At 70.5% G+C, this 15941-nt stretch carries 8 protein-coding genes; 4 read left to right on the top strand and 4 right to left on the bottom strand.

Translation table 11 applies throughout. The annotated features are described in order from the left end of the window. Window positions 1-196: 196 nt before the first annotated feature. Complete coding sequence (locus ACS04_RS15070) at window positions 197-3184, bottom strand: bifunctional [glutamine synthetase] adenylyltransferase/[glutamine synthetase]-adenylyl-L-tyrosine phosphorylase (protein ID WP_048477100.1); 2988 nt, start codon at window positions 3182-3184, stop codon at window positions 197-199. A 250-nt stretch (window positions 3185-3434) separates the two neighbouring features. Here ACS04_RS15070 and ACS04_RS15065 point away from each other — a divergent pair, with 250 nt between their 5' ends. Both ACS04_RS15065 and ACS04_RS15060 read left to right on the top strand, forming a co-directional pair. Beyond that, the gene (locus ACS04_RS15065; RefSeq protein WP_053080777.1) at window positions 3435-5828 is read left to right on the top strand and encodes a PIG-L family deacetylase; all 2394 of its coding nucleotides are present in this window, start codon (window positions 3435-3437) and stop codon (window positions 5826-5828) included. Between the two features lie 266 nt (window positions 5829-6094). Continuing rightward, on the top strand, window positions 6095-8191 hold the full coding sequence (locus ACS04_RS15060) for a PIG-L family deacetylase (RefSeq protein WP_048477099.1): 2097 nt from the start codon (window positions 6095-6097) through the stop codon (window positions 8189-8191). Window positions 8192-8407: 216 nt separating this feature from the next. On the opposite strand, the gene ACS04_RS15055 is transcribed toward ACS04_RS15060, so the two are convergent. Beyond that, window positions 8408-8791 (bottom strand): hypothetical protein, encoded by a 384-nt coding sequence (locus tag ACS04_RS15055; protein ID WP_158977272.1) that lies wholly within the window; start codon window positions 8789-8791, stop codon window positions 8408-8410. A 57-nt stretch (window positions 8792-8848) separates the two neighbouring features. Further along, window positions 8849-12745, bottom strand: a complete 3897-nt coding sequence (locus ACS04_RS15050) for a polymorphic toxin-type HINT domain-containing protein (protein ID WP_245236397.1) — start codon at window positions 12743-12745, stop codon at window positions 8849-8851. A gap of 472 nt (window positions 12746-13217) precedes the next feature. Between ACS04_RS15050 and ACS04_RS38885 the strand changes: the two genes are divergently transcribed. Next, a complete protein-coding gene (locus tag ACS04_RS38885) occupies window positions 13218-13514 on the top strand; it encodes a hypothetical protein (protein WP_209441700.1) in 297 nt (98 codons plus the stop codon). Window positions 13515-13561: 47 nt separating this feature from the next. After that, the gene (locus ACS04_RS37470) at window positions 13562-14644 is read left to right on the top strand and encodes a trypsin-like serine protease (protein WP_063839268.1); all 1083 of its coding nucleotides are present in this window, start codon (window positions 13562-13564) and stop codon (window positions 14642-14644) included. Between the two features lie 93 nt (window positions 14645-14737). Here the strand turns inward: ACS04_RS37470 and ACS04_RS15035 are convergent, their stop codons facing one another. Beyond that, complete coding sequence (locus tag ACS04_RS15035; protein ID WP_398023572.1) at window positions 14738-15640, bottom strand: acyltransferase family protein; 903 nt, start codon at window positions 15638-15640, stop codon at window positions 14738-14740. Between the last annotated feature and the right edge of the window lie 301 nt (window positions 15641-15941).

Genomic DNA, 15941 nt, shown 5'->3' with positions numbered 1-15941 from the left:
CCCCGCCCCTCGAAAGCGGCCCCAAACAGCGGCGATCCGCTGAGCCTGAGCACCGCTGACGACTCGCGAGCCGCTCGACAGAAGGCTTGAAATACCGAGGCATCGGCGTGTCCCGGTTGGCAGGGGCGAACCTTGCCTCGCGCGGACCCGCTGACGATTCGCGGACCACTCATGCCGGAACAGCTCGACTACAGGCCTACGCCCCGTAGAACAGGTCGTCCACGACCGCGCGGGCGCGGCGCGTGATGCGGCGGTAGTCGTCCAGCAGTTCGCCGGCCGTGCCCTCCGCGTAGCCCAGGTAGCGGCCCACCGCCCCCAGTTCGCGGGCCTCCGAGGGGAAGGTGTCCCCGGCGCGGCCGCGGACCAGCATCACCGCGTTGCGGACCCGGGTGGCGAGCACCCAGGCCTCGTCGAGGATCTGCGCCTCCTCGGTCGGGATCAGCCCGGCCGCGTGCGCGGCGGCCAGGGCCTCGCGGGTCCGGGTGGTGCGCAGGCCCGGTTCGGCCCAGGCGTGCCGCATCTGGATCAGCTGCACGGTCCACTCGACGTCGCTCAGGCCGCCGCGGCCCAGCTTGGTGTGGAGCGTGGGGTCGGCGCCGCGCGGCAGGCGTTCGGACTCCATGCGTGCCTTCAGGCGGCGGATCTCCCGTACGGCGTCCTCGCCGAGACCCTCCATCGGGTAGCGCAGCGGGTCGATCAGCTCGATGAAGCGCGCCCCGAGCTCGATGTCGCCCGCGACCGGCTCGGCACGCAGCAGTGCCTGGCTCTCCCAGGTCAGCGACCAGCGCCGGTAGTACGCGGCGTACGAGGACAGCGTACGGACCAGGGGACCCGAGCGGCCCTCCGGACGCAGGTCGGCGTCGATGAGCAGCGGCGGGTCGGCGGTGGGGAGTTGGAGCAGGCGCCGCATTTCGGCGATGACGGTCTGGGCGGCCTTCGCGGCCACCTGTTCGTCGACGCCCCCGCGGGGTTCGTGGACGAACAGGACGTCGGCGTCGGATCCGTAGCCGAGCTCGTGGCCGCCGAAGCGTCCCACGCCGATGATCGCGAAGCGGGTGGGCAGCGTCTCACCCCAGTGGTGGCTGACGGCTGCGCGCAGCGCTCCGGCGACGGTGGCGGCGGTGAGGTCGGAGACGGCGCCGCCGACCCGGTCGACGAGGGCGCCGGTGTCCTCTTCGGCCGGGCTGTCCTCCGTACCGTAGGAGCGGATGATGTCGGCGGCGGCCGTACGGAACAGCTCGCGGCGGCGGACCCCGCGGGCGGCCACGACCCCGGCCTCCGCGCTGTCGGCGCGGCCGACGGCGGCGAGCACCTCCTGCGCCAGGGCCTCGTGCGTACGGGGCGCGAGCCCGCCGGGGTCACCGAGCAGGGCGACGGCCTCGGGGGCGCGCATCAGCAGGTCGGGGGCGAGCCGGCCCGCGGACAGCACGCGGGCGAGGTTCTCGGCGGCGGCGCCCTCGTCGCGCAGGAGCCGCAGGTACCAGGGGGTCTTGCCGAGGGCGTCGGAGACCTTGCGGAAGTTCAGCAGGCCGGCGTCCGGGTCGGCGGAGTCGGCGAACCAGCCGAGCATGACCGGGAGCAGGGTGCGCTGGATGGCGGCCTTGCGGGTGACGCCGGAGGCGAGGGCTTCGAGGTGGCGCAGGGCCGAGGCCGGGTCGGCGTAGCCGAGGGCTTCGAGGCGCTGGCCGGCGGCGCGCGGGGAGAGCCGGGTCTCGCCGGGGGCGAGCTGGGCGACGGCGTCGAGCAGCGGCCGGTAGAAGAGCTTCTCGTGCAGGCGCCGGACGACGGAGGCGTGTCGGCGCCAGGCCTTGTTGAGCTCCGCGACGGGTTCGGTGCGCAGGCCCAGCGAGCGGCCGAGGCGGCGCAGGTCGGCCTCGTCCTCGGGGACGAGGTGGGTGCGGCGCAACCGGTACAGCTGGATGCGGTGCTCCATGGCGCGCAGGAAGCGGTACGCGTCGTTCAGCTGGGCGGCGTCGGTGCGGCCGACGTAGCCGCCGGCGGCGAGGGCGTGCAGGGCGTCGAGGGTGGAGCCGGAGTGCAGGGTGGCGTCGCTGCGGCCGTGGACGAGCTGGAGCAGCTGGACGGCGAACTCGACGTCGCGCAGGCCGCCGGGGCCGAGTTTGAGCTCGCGGTCGACCTGGGCGGCGGGGATGTTGTCGACGACGCGGCGGCGCATCTTCTGGACGTCGGCGACGAAGTTCTCGCGCTCGGCGGCGTGCCAGACCAGCGGCGTTATGGCGTCGATGTACTGGGCGCCGAGGTCCGCGTCGCCGGCGACGGCACGGGCCTTGAGGAGGGCCTGGAACTCCCAGGTCTTGGCCCAGCGCTGGTAGTAGGCGAGGTGGGAGGCGAGGGTGCGCACCAGCGGGCCGTTGCGGCCCTCGGGGCGCAGGTTGGCGTCGACGGGCCAGATGGTGCCCTCGATGGTCGTCTCGGAGCAGATCCGCATGAGGTGGGAGGCGAGACGGGTGGCGGCCTGGATGCCCTTGCCCTCGTCGGTGCCGGGGGCGGTCTCGGCGACGAAGATGACATCGACGTCGGAGACGTAATTGAGCTCGTTGCCCCCGCACTTGCCCATGGCGATGACGGCGAGCCGGCAGGCGGCGGCGTCTTCCGGGGCCGCGGCGGACGCGATTCGCAGGGCGGCGCGCAGGGTGGCGGTGGCGAGGTCGGCGAGCTCGGCGGCGGTCTCGGCGACGTCGATGGTGCCGCAGACGTCGCGCGCGGCGATGGAGAGCAGGCAGCGGCGGTAGGCGACGCGCAGGGCGACGGGGTCGTGGGCCCGGGCGAGCCCCTGCTCGAACTCGGCGAGCCCCGGGTGCAGGTCGGCGGCCTCGTACGTGACGAGCGCGTGCCAGTCGCGGGGGTGGCGGGCGAGGTGGTCGCCGAGCGCTTCGGAGGCGCCGAGCACGCCGAGGAGGCGGTCGCGCAGCGGCTTGGCGCTGACGAGGGTGTCGAGGAGCGCGGGCCGTTCGTCCTCGCTCTGCGCCTCGGCGAGCCGGACGAGCCCGAGGAGGGCGAGGTCGGGATCGGCGGTGGCCCCGAGGGCGTCGAGGAGCACCGGATCGGTGCGTACGGAGGCCAGCGCGTCGGAGTCGAGCAGCCGGGCGGCGGCCGAGGGGTCGGTGAAGCCGCTGCGCAGCAGCCGCATGAAGGTACTGCTCCTGCGTCCCGGGACTGTCATCCCGCCGCCTCCCGCGTACGTCGCCGTCGCTGTTGTTGCCGCTGCCGCTGCCGCTGCCATTGCCTCGGCCATTGCCATTGCCATTGCCCCGGCCACGGCCACGGCCCGTGCGGGCCTGGGGCGAGCCTAGCCGGAGCAGGCGTTCGACTCACCTGCCCGACCGGGCACGTACCATGATCCCGATTATCGGATTATCTGCATAAATACGGACGCTTTACCTCCGCTCCGGCCCGACACCCGAAGGACCTCCATGCCCGAACGACCCCCCTCCCAGGGTCACACCCCCTGGCCGGGAGGACCGGGCGGAGACCCCCTTGCCGATCCGGCCCCGGGCGCCGCACCGGCCGCCGCACCGGGCGGCCGGCGCGCGGCGAGGCGGGCCCGGGCGGCCGAGGCCGCGGGGCAGGCCCGGGCGGCCGAGGGCGCGGGGCGGCGCCGGGACGAGCGCCGGGACGCGGCGGGGTCCGCACCCGCCGGCCGGCGCGCGGCGAGGCGGGCCCGGGCCGCCGAGGCCGCGGGGCAGGCCCGGGCCCGCGCCCGGGCCCGGGTGGTCAAGGGGATCGCCGCGGCCGCCGCGGTCGCTGCGGGCTGCATGCTCCTGCTCCGCGGCGGCGAGGCCCTCGGCGGCCTCGGCAAGACGGGCGGCACCGCCGGCATCAGCGGCCTCGGCGGCGACCGGCGCGGCCCCGCCCCGGCGGGCGCCGTCGACGCACCCGATCCCGGCCGCGTCCTCCAGATCGTCGCCCACCCCGACGACGACCTGTACTTCATGAACCCCGACCTGCGGTACTCCATAGCCGCCGGCCACCCCGTCACCACCGTCTACCTCACCGCCGGCGAGGCGGACGGCATCAACGCCACCGAGGGCAGGCAGAGCACCACCGCGCCCAACAAGCCCGCCTACGCCGAAGCCCGCCAGAACGGCATCCGCGCCGCCTACGCCAAGATGGCCACCGGTGACCGCACCAGCGCCTGGAAGCGCACCGTCGTCCCCACCAAGGGCGGCGGGCAGGCCGAGGTCGACATCCTCGTCGCCAAGCCCGAGGTCAACCTCATCTGGCTGCAACTGCGCGAAGCCGGCACCGTCTACGACAGCGCCCCCGACAGCCTCCACGGCCTGTGGGACGGCAAGATCCCGGCGCTCGGCGCCCAGCTCTCCTCCGCCACACCCGTCAAGCAGCGCTTCTCGTACTCCAAGGACCAGGTCGTCCGCACCCTCGTCGGCGTCCTGGAGCAGTACGGGCCGACCACCGTCCGCGCCCAGGACCCCACCCCCGGCCGGTTCCCCGACACCAGGAAGTACACCGACCACCAGGACCACTTCTACGGCGCCCGCTTCGTACAGGCCGCCCTCGCCGCGTACGCGAAGGACGTCGACGCCAAGGACCGCCCGCACTTCGCGGTGCAGAACTACGTCGGCTACTTCAACGGCTCCCTGCCCAGCGCCCTGGACCCCGACGAGGCCAAGGAGAAGCTGGACATACTCGGCACGTACGCCTGGCTCGACAAGCAGAACCACTGCGGCAGCGACGCCGGCTGCGGCGACCTCAAGGTCGCCGACCACCCCGCCGGCAACGGCTGGACCTCCACCGTCAACTACGCCCGCGGCACCGGCACCTCCTGGCTGACCTCCGACAAGGAGCACGGCCTGTGGGCCTTCAAGGTGCTCGACGGCCAGGTCGCGCTCTGGCACCGCTCCGGCCCCATCGGCGCCTGGAGCGGTCCGCTGCTGCTGCCCGGCACCGGCATGGACCCGGGCGTGGCCACCGTCACCCTTCCGGACGGGCGGATCGCCGTCTTCGGCACCCGTACGTCGTTCGGCGCGCGGCCCGCCGAGTACCGGCGCGAGGTCGTGTACGGCGTCCAGAAGGGACCCGGGGCGCAGGAGTTCGGGGACTGGCAGTCGCTCGGCACGCCCGAGACCGCCGACGAGATCTGGACCTCCGACATCAGCGCCCCGGCCGTCGCGGTCGACGGCTCCGGGCAGCTGGCGGCGTACGTCCGCGACGGCGCGGGCTCGCTGCGCGGCCGGGTGCAGTCGGCGAACGGCGGCTGGGGGCCGTGGGCCTCGTACGGCGGCTCCGGCCTGCACGGCACCCCGGTCACCGCGACGGACGGCGCCGGGCGGCGCATGGTGTTCGCGGCGACGACCAAGTCGGTGGTGGGCTGGGTGCAGCCGGCGCCGGGCGCCCCGCTGGGGCGGGCCACCCCCACCGGGCTGCCGGACACCACCCTCCCGCTCACCGCGGAGGGGCGCGAGGGCGGGGTGCGGCTGTGGTTCCGCAAGCCGGGCTCGGGCAACGTCCGTACCGCCCTGGTGACGGGCGAGGGCGGGCTGAAGGTCAACCACCTCACCGACCTCGGCGGCCTCCAGGGCTTCGGCTCGGTGACGGCGAGCGGGCACGTGCTGGCCGGCCGCTCGGCGGGCGGACTGCTGGGCTCGGGCCTGGGGCCCGGGCGGCCGTGGGAGCGCTCGCCGCTGATGTTCGTCGGGGCGCCGTCGTCCACGACGACCGGCCGGAACCTGGTCAGCCTGGCGGTGGTGGGGCTCGACGCGCGGCTGTACGTGACCTCGTCGGCGGACGACGCGGACGCGCACCTGGCGCCGTGGCTGCCGGTGGGTCCGCGCAACGCGGGGCGCTGAGCGCGTCGTCCGGGATTCGGGCCTCGGGCTCCGGACTCCGGGCGCCGGGCCTCGGGCCGCGCGCGACCGCGCGTCCACATCCCGGGCGCGTGCACCGATCCGAAACGCACCCGGCACAATCACATCCGGTCGTTTCCGGAAAGCAGGAGTCATCGAGCACATCGGTGAACCAAGTCCCCCGATTTGGCCTCTCTCTGACTGAGCTGCTTGAGCCGAACCGACCGAACTGCCGTTCTTCCCGCCCGGAACGACCCAAGGCGTAACCGATGCCGATTGCCCGTCGCCGCTTCCTCCTCGCTGCCCTCCTTCCCGTCCTCACCGTCGGGGCCACCGGCGTGCTCGCCGTCGCGACCGGCCAGCAGACGTCGGCGGAGGCCACCGCCACCCCGGAGCGCAACCCGGACGCCGCGGTCGTCGCGAGCACCACGTCCGGATCGGTCGTCCAGGTCGTCGCCCACCCCGACGACGACCTGTTCTTCATGAACCCGGACCTCAGCCGCTCGCTGACCGCGGGGCTCGCGCTCACCACCGTCTACCTGACCTCCGGCGAAGCCGACGGCCGCAACGAGGCCAACGGCTCCGGCCTCAAGGACCCGGAGCAGCCCGCCGATCGCGCCCACTACGCGGAGGCCCGGCAGAACGGCATCCGCGCCGCCTACGCCGAGATGGCCACCGGCGACCGCACCGGCACCTGGAAGCGCACCGTCATATCCACCGCGGGCGGCGGGCGGGCCGAGCTCGACGTCCTCATGGCCCGTCCGCAGGTCAACCTCGTCTGGCTGCAGATACGCGAGGCCCGCAATCCCACCGCCGAGAACCCGGACAGCCTGCGCGGCCTGTGGAACGGCAAGATACCCGCGCTCGGCGCCCAGTTGACCTCCGGAACCCCGGTCAAGCAGCAGTACTCGTACACCAAGGACCAGGTGGTCCAGTCGATAGCCGGGCTGCTCGCGCTGTACAAGCCGACGACGAGACGCATGCAGGACCCGACGCCGGGCCGCTACCACGACACCGGCAAGTACACCGACCACCAGGACCACATGTACGGCGCGCGGTTCGTCCAGGCCGCCACCGCCGCTTACGCCGCCCAGGTCACCGACCGGCCGCGGTTCTCGGTGCAGAACTACCTCGGCTACCACAACGGCACCCTGCCCCACGCGCTGGACCCGCAGACGGCCGAGACGAAGACCGGCTTCCTCAAGACGTACGCCTGGCTCGACCACCAGAACTACTGCGGCAGCCCCTCCGGCTGCGGCGACCGCAAGGTGGCCGGCAGCCCCACCGGCCGCAACTGGGCCCAGTCGCTGCGCTACGCCCGCGCCGACAACACCTCCTGGCTGGTACCGGGGACCGGCGGCCGGCTCTACGCCTTCGCCGCCCTGGACGGGCAGATGGCCTTCTGGACCCGGCCGGGCGCGAACGGCCCGGCGGCCGGTGCCTGGACCGGCCCGACCCTCCTCCCCGGCACCGGCATCGACCCGGGCGCGAGCACGGCCCGCCTCCCGGACGGCCGCGTCGCGGTCCTCGCCACCCGCACGGTCCTGGGCCACGGGCCGGCGGACTACCTGCGCGAGATCGTGTACGCCGTCCAGGCCGCGCCCGACGGGCCTTTCGGGCCCTGGCAGTCCCTCGGCACCCCCGAGGGCGCCGACGACGAGGGCACCTCCGCGATCAGCGCGCCCGCGGCGGCCGTCGCCCCCGACGGGCGCCTGACCGTCTACGTCCGCGACTCCCGCCGCACCCTGCGCGCCCGCGAGCAGCAGCCGGACGGGGTCTTCGGCTCCTGGCAGCGCCTGGGCGGCGAGGACCTGCAGAGCGACCCGGTGACGGCGGTGGACGCCGCGGGGCGCCACCAGGTGTACGCCGCCACCACCAAGTCGGTACTGGCCTGGACGCAGCCCGCCCCGGGCGCCCCGCTCCAGGGGCCGTTCCCGACGGGCCTGCCGGCCACCACGGTCCCGCTGTCGGCGGCTGCCGAGGGCACGGGCGTCCGGCTCTACTTCCGGCGCCCCGACTCGGGGGTCGTCCGTACGGCCCTGGTCACCGCGGGCTCCGGCAAGCCGCAGGTCTCCAGCGTCACGGAGGCCGGCGGCCGGGCGGGCTACGGCGCGGTCGGGGTCGCGGGCCGCCTCCTGTCGGGCCGCGCGGACACGGGCACGATCGGCACGACGGGCCTGGGCGGCCCGCCGGCATGGACGGAGTCGCAGATGCTGTACGCGGGCGCCCCGGCAGGGGTCCTGGAACCGGCGGGCTCGACGACGACGGCGGTCCTCGGCCTGGACGCGCAACTCCACATCACGACCACCCTGCCCACCACCCCCACCCCCCGCACCCCGTGGCACAAGGCGGTCCCCCCGAAGTGACCGGGCGGCCACTCAGGGCGCGGCCGAACGGGTTCTACTCAGTCAGGTCGTCAAGAAGGCCGCCACCCCTGTACAGGGGTGGCGGCCCTTAGCTTGACGTCGCGTTCACCAACAGTGACCTGCCGGTACGTCACGGACAGCGGCTAGTCGGCTTGGGCCGCTGCCCCAGCCCCTTTCACAACGCCAGCGATCATCACGACTCACTCCGGCAATACACTACTTACCAGTACCGAGTTCGACGACGATCGAGCCCTTCGCCGGAAGGCTGGTCGGCGGGCTGTCTCCATACCAGGCGTATTCAATACCGGACAGATAGCCGCTAGCGACCCAGACCAAGATTTCCCCGAAGAGCTCCCCGTAACCGTCATACACCGTCGCCTCTACCGGGACGATACCGGAGAACGCTGACGGGGCTGGCGCCACACCGCCCTGCACCCGAAGATCGATACTGGCGGAGTTTTCTCCCCACTTCCCCACGACCTCCACGAAGGAGATCTGCTCCCTCAACTCAGGGGAACCTGGAAATTCCAGTGCCAGAATCTCTTCCAGAACTTCCCTTTCAGTCCGACTCAAAGGGCGAGGCCCGAAGATTGCACCCATGGAACTCCTCTTCTCCAAACAGAGACGACCGAATTAACGCTCGGAGGCATCGTTGGATCACTTAGGGAATTTTGCCTGAATGAAAGCCGTTCCCAATCTCGGAACCCCCTTCACCACAGCCCCTCTAATTGTCACAATTTCTCCAGCTATTTCTCGATCCACTTCATATTTTCCTGCACTGGGTAGATCCGTGGCGCCCTTCAGGCTGTCCAATATGGCGCGCAGCGCTTGCTCACGCCCACCAGTTTTCGCCACGATATCGCTGAAGCCATGTTTTCCCGGGTCGATCACATGTTCAAGGTTCGCTGCAGTATTCCAGCTCGACCATGCCTCATCCAGGATTTCCGGTGTAATGCAACCCGGGTCCGTGTTGTGAACAAGCACCGGCGTGCTGCCGGCCATCACGTAGTAGGTGTGGAGGTCGTCGACCGTGAGGTCGTAAGCGGATTGCAGACCAGTCCAATGGCTCGTCTTGTCGACCCGAATTGCAGCACCAACGGGTGTCCGGAGGGAGTCGCCGACTCGGAGGTCCCTCGCATCGACCCACTGTCGACGATCCTCCACCCAGTAGGGGTGGCTGTCGGTCGAGGTTACAACCGATCCGTCGGTCAACGTGACATCGGTGAAGTTCCGGTCGTCCGGGGTGTGGATGGTGCGGGCCACAGCGCGAGGGCCGGATTCACCAGTCGTTGGGTCGGCCGCGGCGAGAAGATCGCCTGCCTGAATCCGCTCAATGGGTCGAGTGGATCCGTCGGCCAAGAGGATGTTGGTGCCGGCCGGGAAGCTGTGGGGAACTGCCGCGACCAGGCAGGCCACGTTGCGGCGCGCCTTACGGGCGTCCCGCAGGAAGTCAACACCGTCGTCGATCTTGGTGAGCAGTTTGAGTCGGCCGACGGGGAGCGCGCTTGCCGCGGCCATGATGCAGTTCAGGCCGGTGGGGTTCTGAATGCAATCCTTGATGTCGTTGGCGCCGGTGAGTTCCCAGACGATCGCGTTGATCGTGGGGTCGATCGGGATCTGGATCGTGGAGTTGTCCGGGTCTCGGACACAGGCCATGATCGGAGCCATGGTTTCGCGGGTGGGGTGTGGGACGCAGATCCGCTTGGGCTTGGCTTGCTGCTGCCGCTTGCGTTCCTCTTCGGCTTGGCGTCGGGCTTCGGCTTCTTCTTTCTCCCTGAGGACTAGGACGGCCTTCCAGGCTTCCTTGGCCTCGCCTTCAGCCGCTTCCTTGCTCTTGCCTGCGGCGAGCGCCGAATCGCGTGCGGCCTTGGCGGAGGAATTGGCCTCATCGGCGGACCGTCGGGCGTAGGCGGCGGAGAAGGCGGCCTCTGCCGCACTGTTCTCTGCTGCGGTGGCGTCCTGGTCGGCCTGGTTGGCGGCGGTGCGGGCGGTGGCGGCGGACTTGGCCGCGTTGGTCGCGGATGCGGTGGCTGCGTCGGCGGAGGCCTGCGCGTTGACCGCGTACTGGCCGGCGGTAATGGCTGACTTCTTGGCCTCGCCCGCGGCGGTGTCGGCCTCCTCCTTGGCCGCCCTGGCTCGGGCGGCCGCTTCGGCTGCGAGCCAGCGGTTCTCCATCGCCTTCTCGGCCACCTGCCGGCCCTCGGCCAGGAGGCGTTCCACGAGGTTGATGTGGTTGCCGGCGAGGTCGTCCTTGCGCTGGGCCATGAACTGCCCCGTGGCGACGAACTCGTGGAGTAGCTCGGGGGATCCCGCCAGGGCGATCTTCGCCGCGGCCTTGACCTCGGGACCACCGGTGCTGGTCAGGGTGGCGGCGATGACCTTCTCGTCGGTGACGCGTTCGCCGTACTGGGTGATCTGGAGGAAGGTGGCGAGTGCCTTCGGATTGCCGTTTGCGAGGGCCTTCTTGGCCGCGTCCTTGACGCTGGGGCCGCCGGTGCCGGCGAAACGGGCGACATCCACCTTCATGTCATCGAGGCCGGCAGTGTACTGGCCCTCGGCCTGGAAGGCCTCGATCTGTGCGGGGGTGCCCTTCAGGGCCTCGGCAGCAGCAGTCCGCACCGAGGCGTAGGGGCTCTGGCTGCTCAACTGAACGACGCGCTGACGGACGTCCTGGTAGGCGGCCTCTTTCCAGCGGGTGCGCAGGTAGTCCAGAACGTCCTGGTCCGTGCCTGCGAGCGCGCGGGCGGCGGCTTCCTTGTGCCAGGAGCCCAGCAGTTTCATCGCCTGCATGGCCAGCCGACGGCCCTTGGCCGCGGTCGCCTTGGCGTCCACGTCCGGGCGGGCCGCTTCCTGGGCCAGCGCGGTCGCGGTCTCGTTCAGAGCCAGCGCCTGGACCTGAGCGGATGCCGAGGCGGAGATCTGCGCGTCACTGCCGGCCTTGATCGACCGGGCACGCTCGATGGCAGCATCGGTGCGGGTCTGCAGGTCCGCGGCTTCGGCTTCGCGGGCGAGGTCGAAGGTTTCCTTCGCCTTATTCACCGCCGCCGCCGCTGCCTCGGCGGCGGTCTTCGCCGCGTCCGCGCTCTTTTGCGCTTGCGCCGCGTAGAGGGCGGCGACCCCCGCCTGACGGGCGGCTTCTTCCGCATAGTTGGCCGCGTTGTTGGCATGGGTGGCGGCACTGTTGGCCGCGTCACGCGCTTCGTAGGCTGCCTTCGCCGCGCGCTGCGCCAAGGCGGCGGAACGGTCTGCCGCCGCGTCGGCGGCGTTCGCGTGACGGCGGGCCTCGGCCGCGGCTTGGCGGGCCTCGTCCGAGTGCCCCCCTGCCTCATCCGCGTAACGGTTGGCTTCGTCCGCCGCGTCGGCGGCTTCCTTGGCATCGGCCGAGGCGCCCTTGGCGGCGGTCGATGCCTGACCGGCTGCTGCCGAGGCCTTGCCAGCCTGGTCAGCGGCCTTCGCCGACTCGGTCGCGGCCTGGGCCGCGGCCCGCGCGTTCGCTGCGGCCTTGCGTGCCGTCTCCGCGTCACCCGCGTTCCCGGCAGCCGCGATCGCGGCGTTGTAGGCCTTGTTCGCCGCGTCTGAGGCAGCCGCAGCAGCCGAAGCGGTCTGCGTCGCGGCCAGGGCTGCACGACGCGCGGCACGATTGGCCGCGTTCGCCGAACCGATGGCCTGCTGCGCCGCCGAAGCCGCCGCACGAGCGGCATCCGCGGCCTGCTTGGCCTTCACTGCCGCCCGCTGCGAATCACTCTTCGCTGACTGTGTCTCGGCCGCGGCCTTCCTCGCGAGCTCCTTCGCCTTGTCCGCGGCGTCCACCGCACTCTTCGACGCCTGCTCGGCCTGCGTCTTAGCGTCGTCCGCCTGCTTACCGGCTTCCTTCGCCCGCTCCATCAACTCCGCGATGGTGGCATATTCCTGGTCCCTGTTCCGGGCGACGAACTGCCCGATTTCCAGGAACTCGACGATGTCGTCCGGCGAACCCTTCAGCGCGACCTTCGCCGCCGCCTTCACATTCGGGCCACCCGTATTGGTCAACCGGGCCACATCCACCCGATTGTCATCCTTGCGCGCCTCATACTGCCCCGACGCGAGGAACTGCTCACGATCGTCCGGAGTCCCGAGTAGAGCAGCCTTTCCAGCATCGCGGACCCCGGGCCCACCCATGCCCACGATTCGAGCTATGTCGACCTTGCGATCTTCGTCCAGTGGAGCTTCGTAGCCGTAGGCGAGGAACTGCTCTAGATCAGCGGGGGACTTGGTCCAGACAGTCTTTGTGGCCTCCCGAACCCCCGGCCCACTGACGGACATCAGTCGAGCAGCATCGACCCGGTTGTCGTCATACTGGATAGCGGGAGCCTCATCCAGGAATTTACGGATCGCGTCGTCGCCGCCCAGAAGAGCCTGCTCGGCAGCCTCCTTGACCCCTACACCGCCGGTCTCCCAGTAGCCGACGATCTGCCGCCGCACATCGACTGACGGCAGCGGAGCATCAACTGCCAACGCAGTGGGCGCACCAAGAAGCCCCGACAGTAGACCGGCAGCCAGAAGCGTATTCAACACACGCCTTTGCTGCGAAATACGTTTGAATACTCCCGGACCAGACATCCGAGAGGCACTTTGCCGTTTCACGGCAACCCCCCATTATTTTTGGTGACCGAGCAGCCCGAAGAGAAACCTCGGCCAAAGAGACTCGACATCTCACCACACTGACACTCCAGCATATGCCCCGAGTTGGAGCCGGACGATCGTACATGCACGGTCAACTACCCGGCAATCACGGGGTGCCTGTCAAACCGCCACCCACCGCTTGGATCGCAGCGCCTCGCCTACCGGAAGGCCACCACTCGCGAGAAGACCAACCCCGGCCGGAAATGGCGCTGATCAGTTGGATGGTTGTACGGACGAAGGGGTTTGCCAGTGAGACATGAACCACTCTCGGCGGAGGCAGAGGGTGATCCATAATGTGATTCAATCTGAATGAAACTGACGGGGCTTTACGTCCTGTCCTCTGGCATGTTTTGAAAGGGCCATAATGGCTATATCCCTTCCACGTAAGGCCCTGTTCGTGGGCCTGGCCTCGGTGCTCGCGGTGCCCACGGCGGCCGTCGGCGTCGCGTACGCCGCGACCGGTGGCGACATGGCTTACGCCGTCGAGGACTTCAGCTACCCGGACGCGGCGAAGATCCAGGCCGAGAAGGGCATCGTCCTCAAGCGCGGTGACGGCAACATCGTCCTTACCTCCTGTGACGGCAGCCAGGACCTGATGGTCAACACCCGCTCGGGACAGAAGGACTACTGCTTCGACGTCAAGGGCAAGCCGGCTACCTGAGCCTGTCCGTCCCCGACGCCTTCGGTATCTGGACTGCGGCGTACCCGGTGAAGAACACCATCTCGGCCCCCGACGGCACGAAGACCGTGGTCGACGCCCCCGCCAACGACTTCACCAGCTTCGGCGAGGCCACGAGCGCCTCGGTCCGCTCCACGCTCATTGAAATTCGCGCCACGGGCGAGGGAGTCAACCCGCCTGCGCCCTCCGGGGACATGAGTCTCGCCTTCACCGGCAAGCTCACCATCGGCGACAGCGCACGCTCGTGCACCGCCGCGTTGGTCGACCCGTACTGGGTCCTCACCGCCAAGCACTGCTTCGCCGACAACCCGGCGGACACCAGCACCGTCACCGCCGGCGCGCCCAAGGACAAGACCACCGTCACCGTGGGCCGCACCGACCTGGCGACCTCGGGTGGTCACACCACCGAGATCACCGAGCTCGTCCCCCACGCCGACCGTGACCTCGTGATGGCCCGCCTGTCCAAGCCGGCCACCACCGTCACGCCTGTCGCGCTCTCTGCCACGGCGCCCACCGCCGGGGAGACCCTCACCGCCGTCGGCTTCGGACGCACCAAGACCGAGTGGGTCCCCTCCAAGCTCCACTCGGCCGGCTTCACCGTCGGGACCCTCACCCCCACCGACTTCCCGATCACGGCCAAGACCCCCACCGACGCCACCATCTGCCAGGGCGACGCCGGCGGCCCCGCCGTGCGCACCGAGAACGGCAAGCCCGCGCTCGTGGCCATCACCGGCCGCTCCACCCAGAAGGGATGCCTCGACAGCGCATCCACCACGGCCGGCGCATCCGACGTTCGCGTCGACGGCGCCCAGAACTGGGTCAAGCAGGTCCGCCTCACCACTGCCTCGATCAAGAACGGCACGAGCAACCGCTGCCTGTGGGTTCCGTGGCAGACCGCAGGTAACGACGCGGTCGTGAAGCAGTACGACTGCACTCCGGAGTACGTCGACCAGCTCTGGAAGGTCGAGCCGGTCACCGGCGGGAACTACCAGATCCGCAACGTCAACAGCAACCGCTGCCTCTGGGTCCCCTGGCAGACCCCCGACAACGGCGCCGTGCTGAAGCAGATCGACTGCGACTCCAAGTTCGCCGACCAGCTCTGGAAGCTCTGACACCACACCCCGGTGGCTGCCCCGGTTTCAAGCCGGGGTAGCCACCGGGGCAGCGCAGCACGCCGGCCCCCGCGGCGAGAGCGAGACGCTCCTCTACGCGGACGTCTCCTGCGAACTACGGTGCAGCGGATTCATCAGCCGGCGCAGCAGAGGGACGAGTGGGCGTTCCACGAGGCGGTGGAGGAGCCAGGCGATCAGCACGACGCCCGCGATGAGACCCAGCAGCGTGGGCCACGCGCCCCACTGCTCGTTCCAGTGCCAGATCACCCGGACGCCCAGGGAATGGTGGACGAGGTAGAGCGGGTAGGTGATCGCGCCCGCGACGGGCAGCCAGCGCCACTGGATCCAGTCCAGTTTGCCGAGTGCGATCAAGCCCATCAGCAGGTACATCACGGTGATCGCGGCGAGGCAGACCTTCCAGTTGATGCCGTGCCCCTCGCCCTCCATGATCGCGGGCAGGCGGTGCTGTACCAGCAGCCAGGACAGGGCCAGGATGCCCAGGGTCTCGCCCTCGAGCCGGCCCGCGCGGCGTACCAGGTAGAAGGCCATGCCGGCGATGAAGAACGGCGCCCACTTGGGGACCAGGAGCTGGTCCAAAAGCGCGATGCCCGACGCTGGTGCCAGGACCGACCCCAGGGCCCAAATCCAGCAGAAGGTGGCGACCCGGCGATGGGTGGTGCCGCGCAGGACGACGAACGAGAAGATCAAGTAGAAGCAGAGCTCGATCCAAAGCGTCCAGTAGACGTTGTCCACGCTGTTCACGCGGAGCGGCTCCTGGAGCATCGTGAGGTTGGTGAGCATCTGGCCCACGGTCACCCTCGGCTCACCCGGAACGTGCGGGCCCAGGCGGGCGGCGGCTGAAGAGAGCACGACCGCGGCCCAGTAGAGAGGGAACAGCCGCAGGATCCGGCCCTGCCAGAACTGCTGGAGTGACTTGCCCCAGGCGGACATGCAGATGACGAAGCCGCTGATCATGAAGAAGAAGACCACGCCCAGCCAGCCGAACTCGGCGACCTTGTGGAGCGTGGGGAACAGCTCGACGGCGGTCCGCTGCCAGGGGAACCGTGCCCGAGCCGGCCAGGTAGTGGAACAGGACCACCGCCAGCGCCGCGAGCAACCGCAGACCGTCCAGCACGGCTATTCGCGGCGCCCGCGCGCCAGTGGCTCCGGGCAGCGGCAGGGAGTGGGCACCCCTCGGGAGCAGCCGACGGCGGACAGGGCTGGGCACCCCCAGCGGAGCATGGCCCGGCACCAGTACACGGTCCCCGTCGAGGACGGGTTTGTCCGACATGACACC

The sequence above is a fragment of the Streptomyces roseus genome (assembly GCF_001044425.1).
Lineage (GTDB): Bacteria > Actinomycetota > Actinomycetes > Streptomycetales > Streptomycetaceae > Streptomyces > Streptomyces roseus.
The sequence above is the reverse complement of the archived record's forward strand: the minus strand, read 5'-3'. Positions and strand labels throughout refer to the sequence as shown.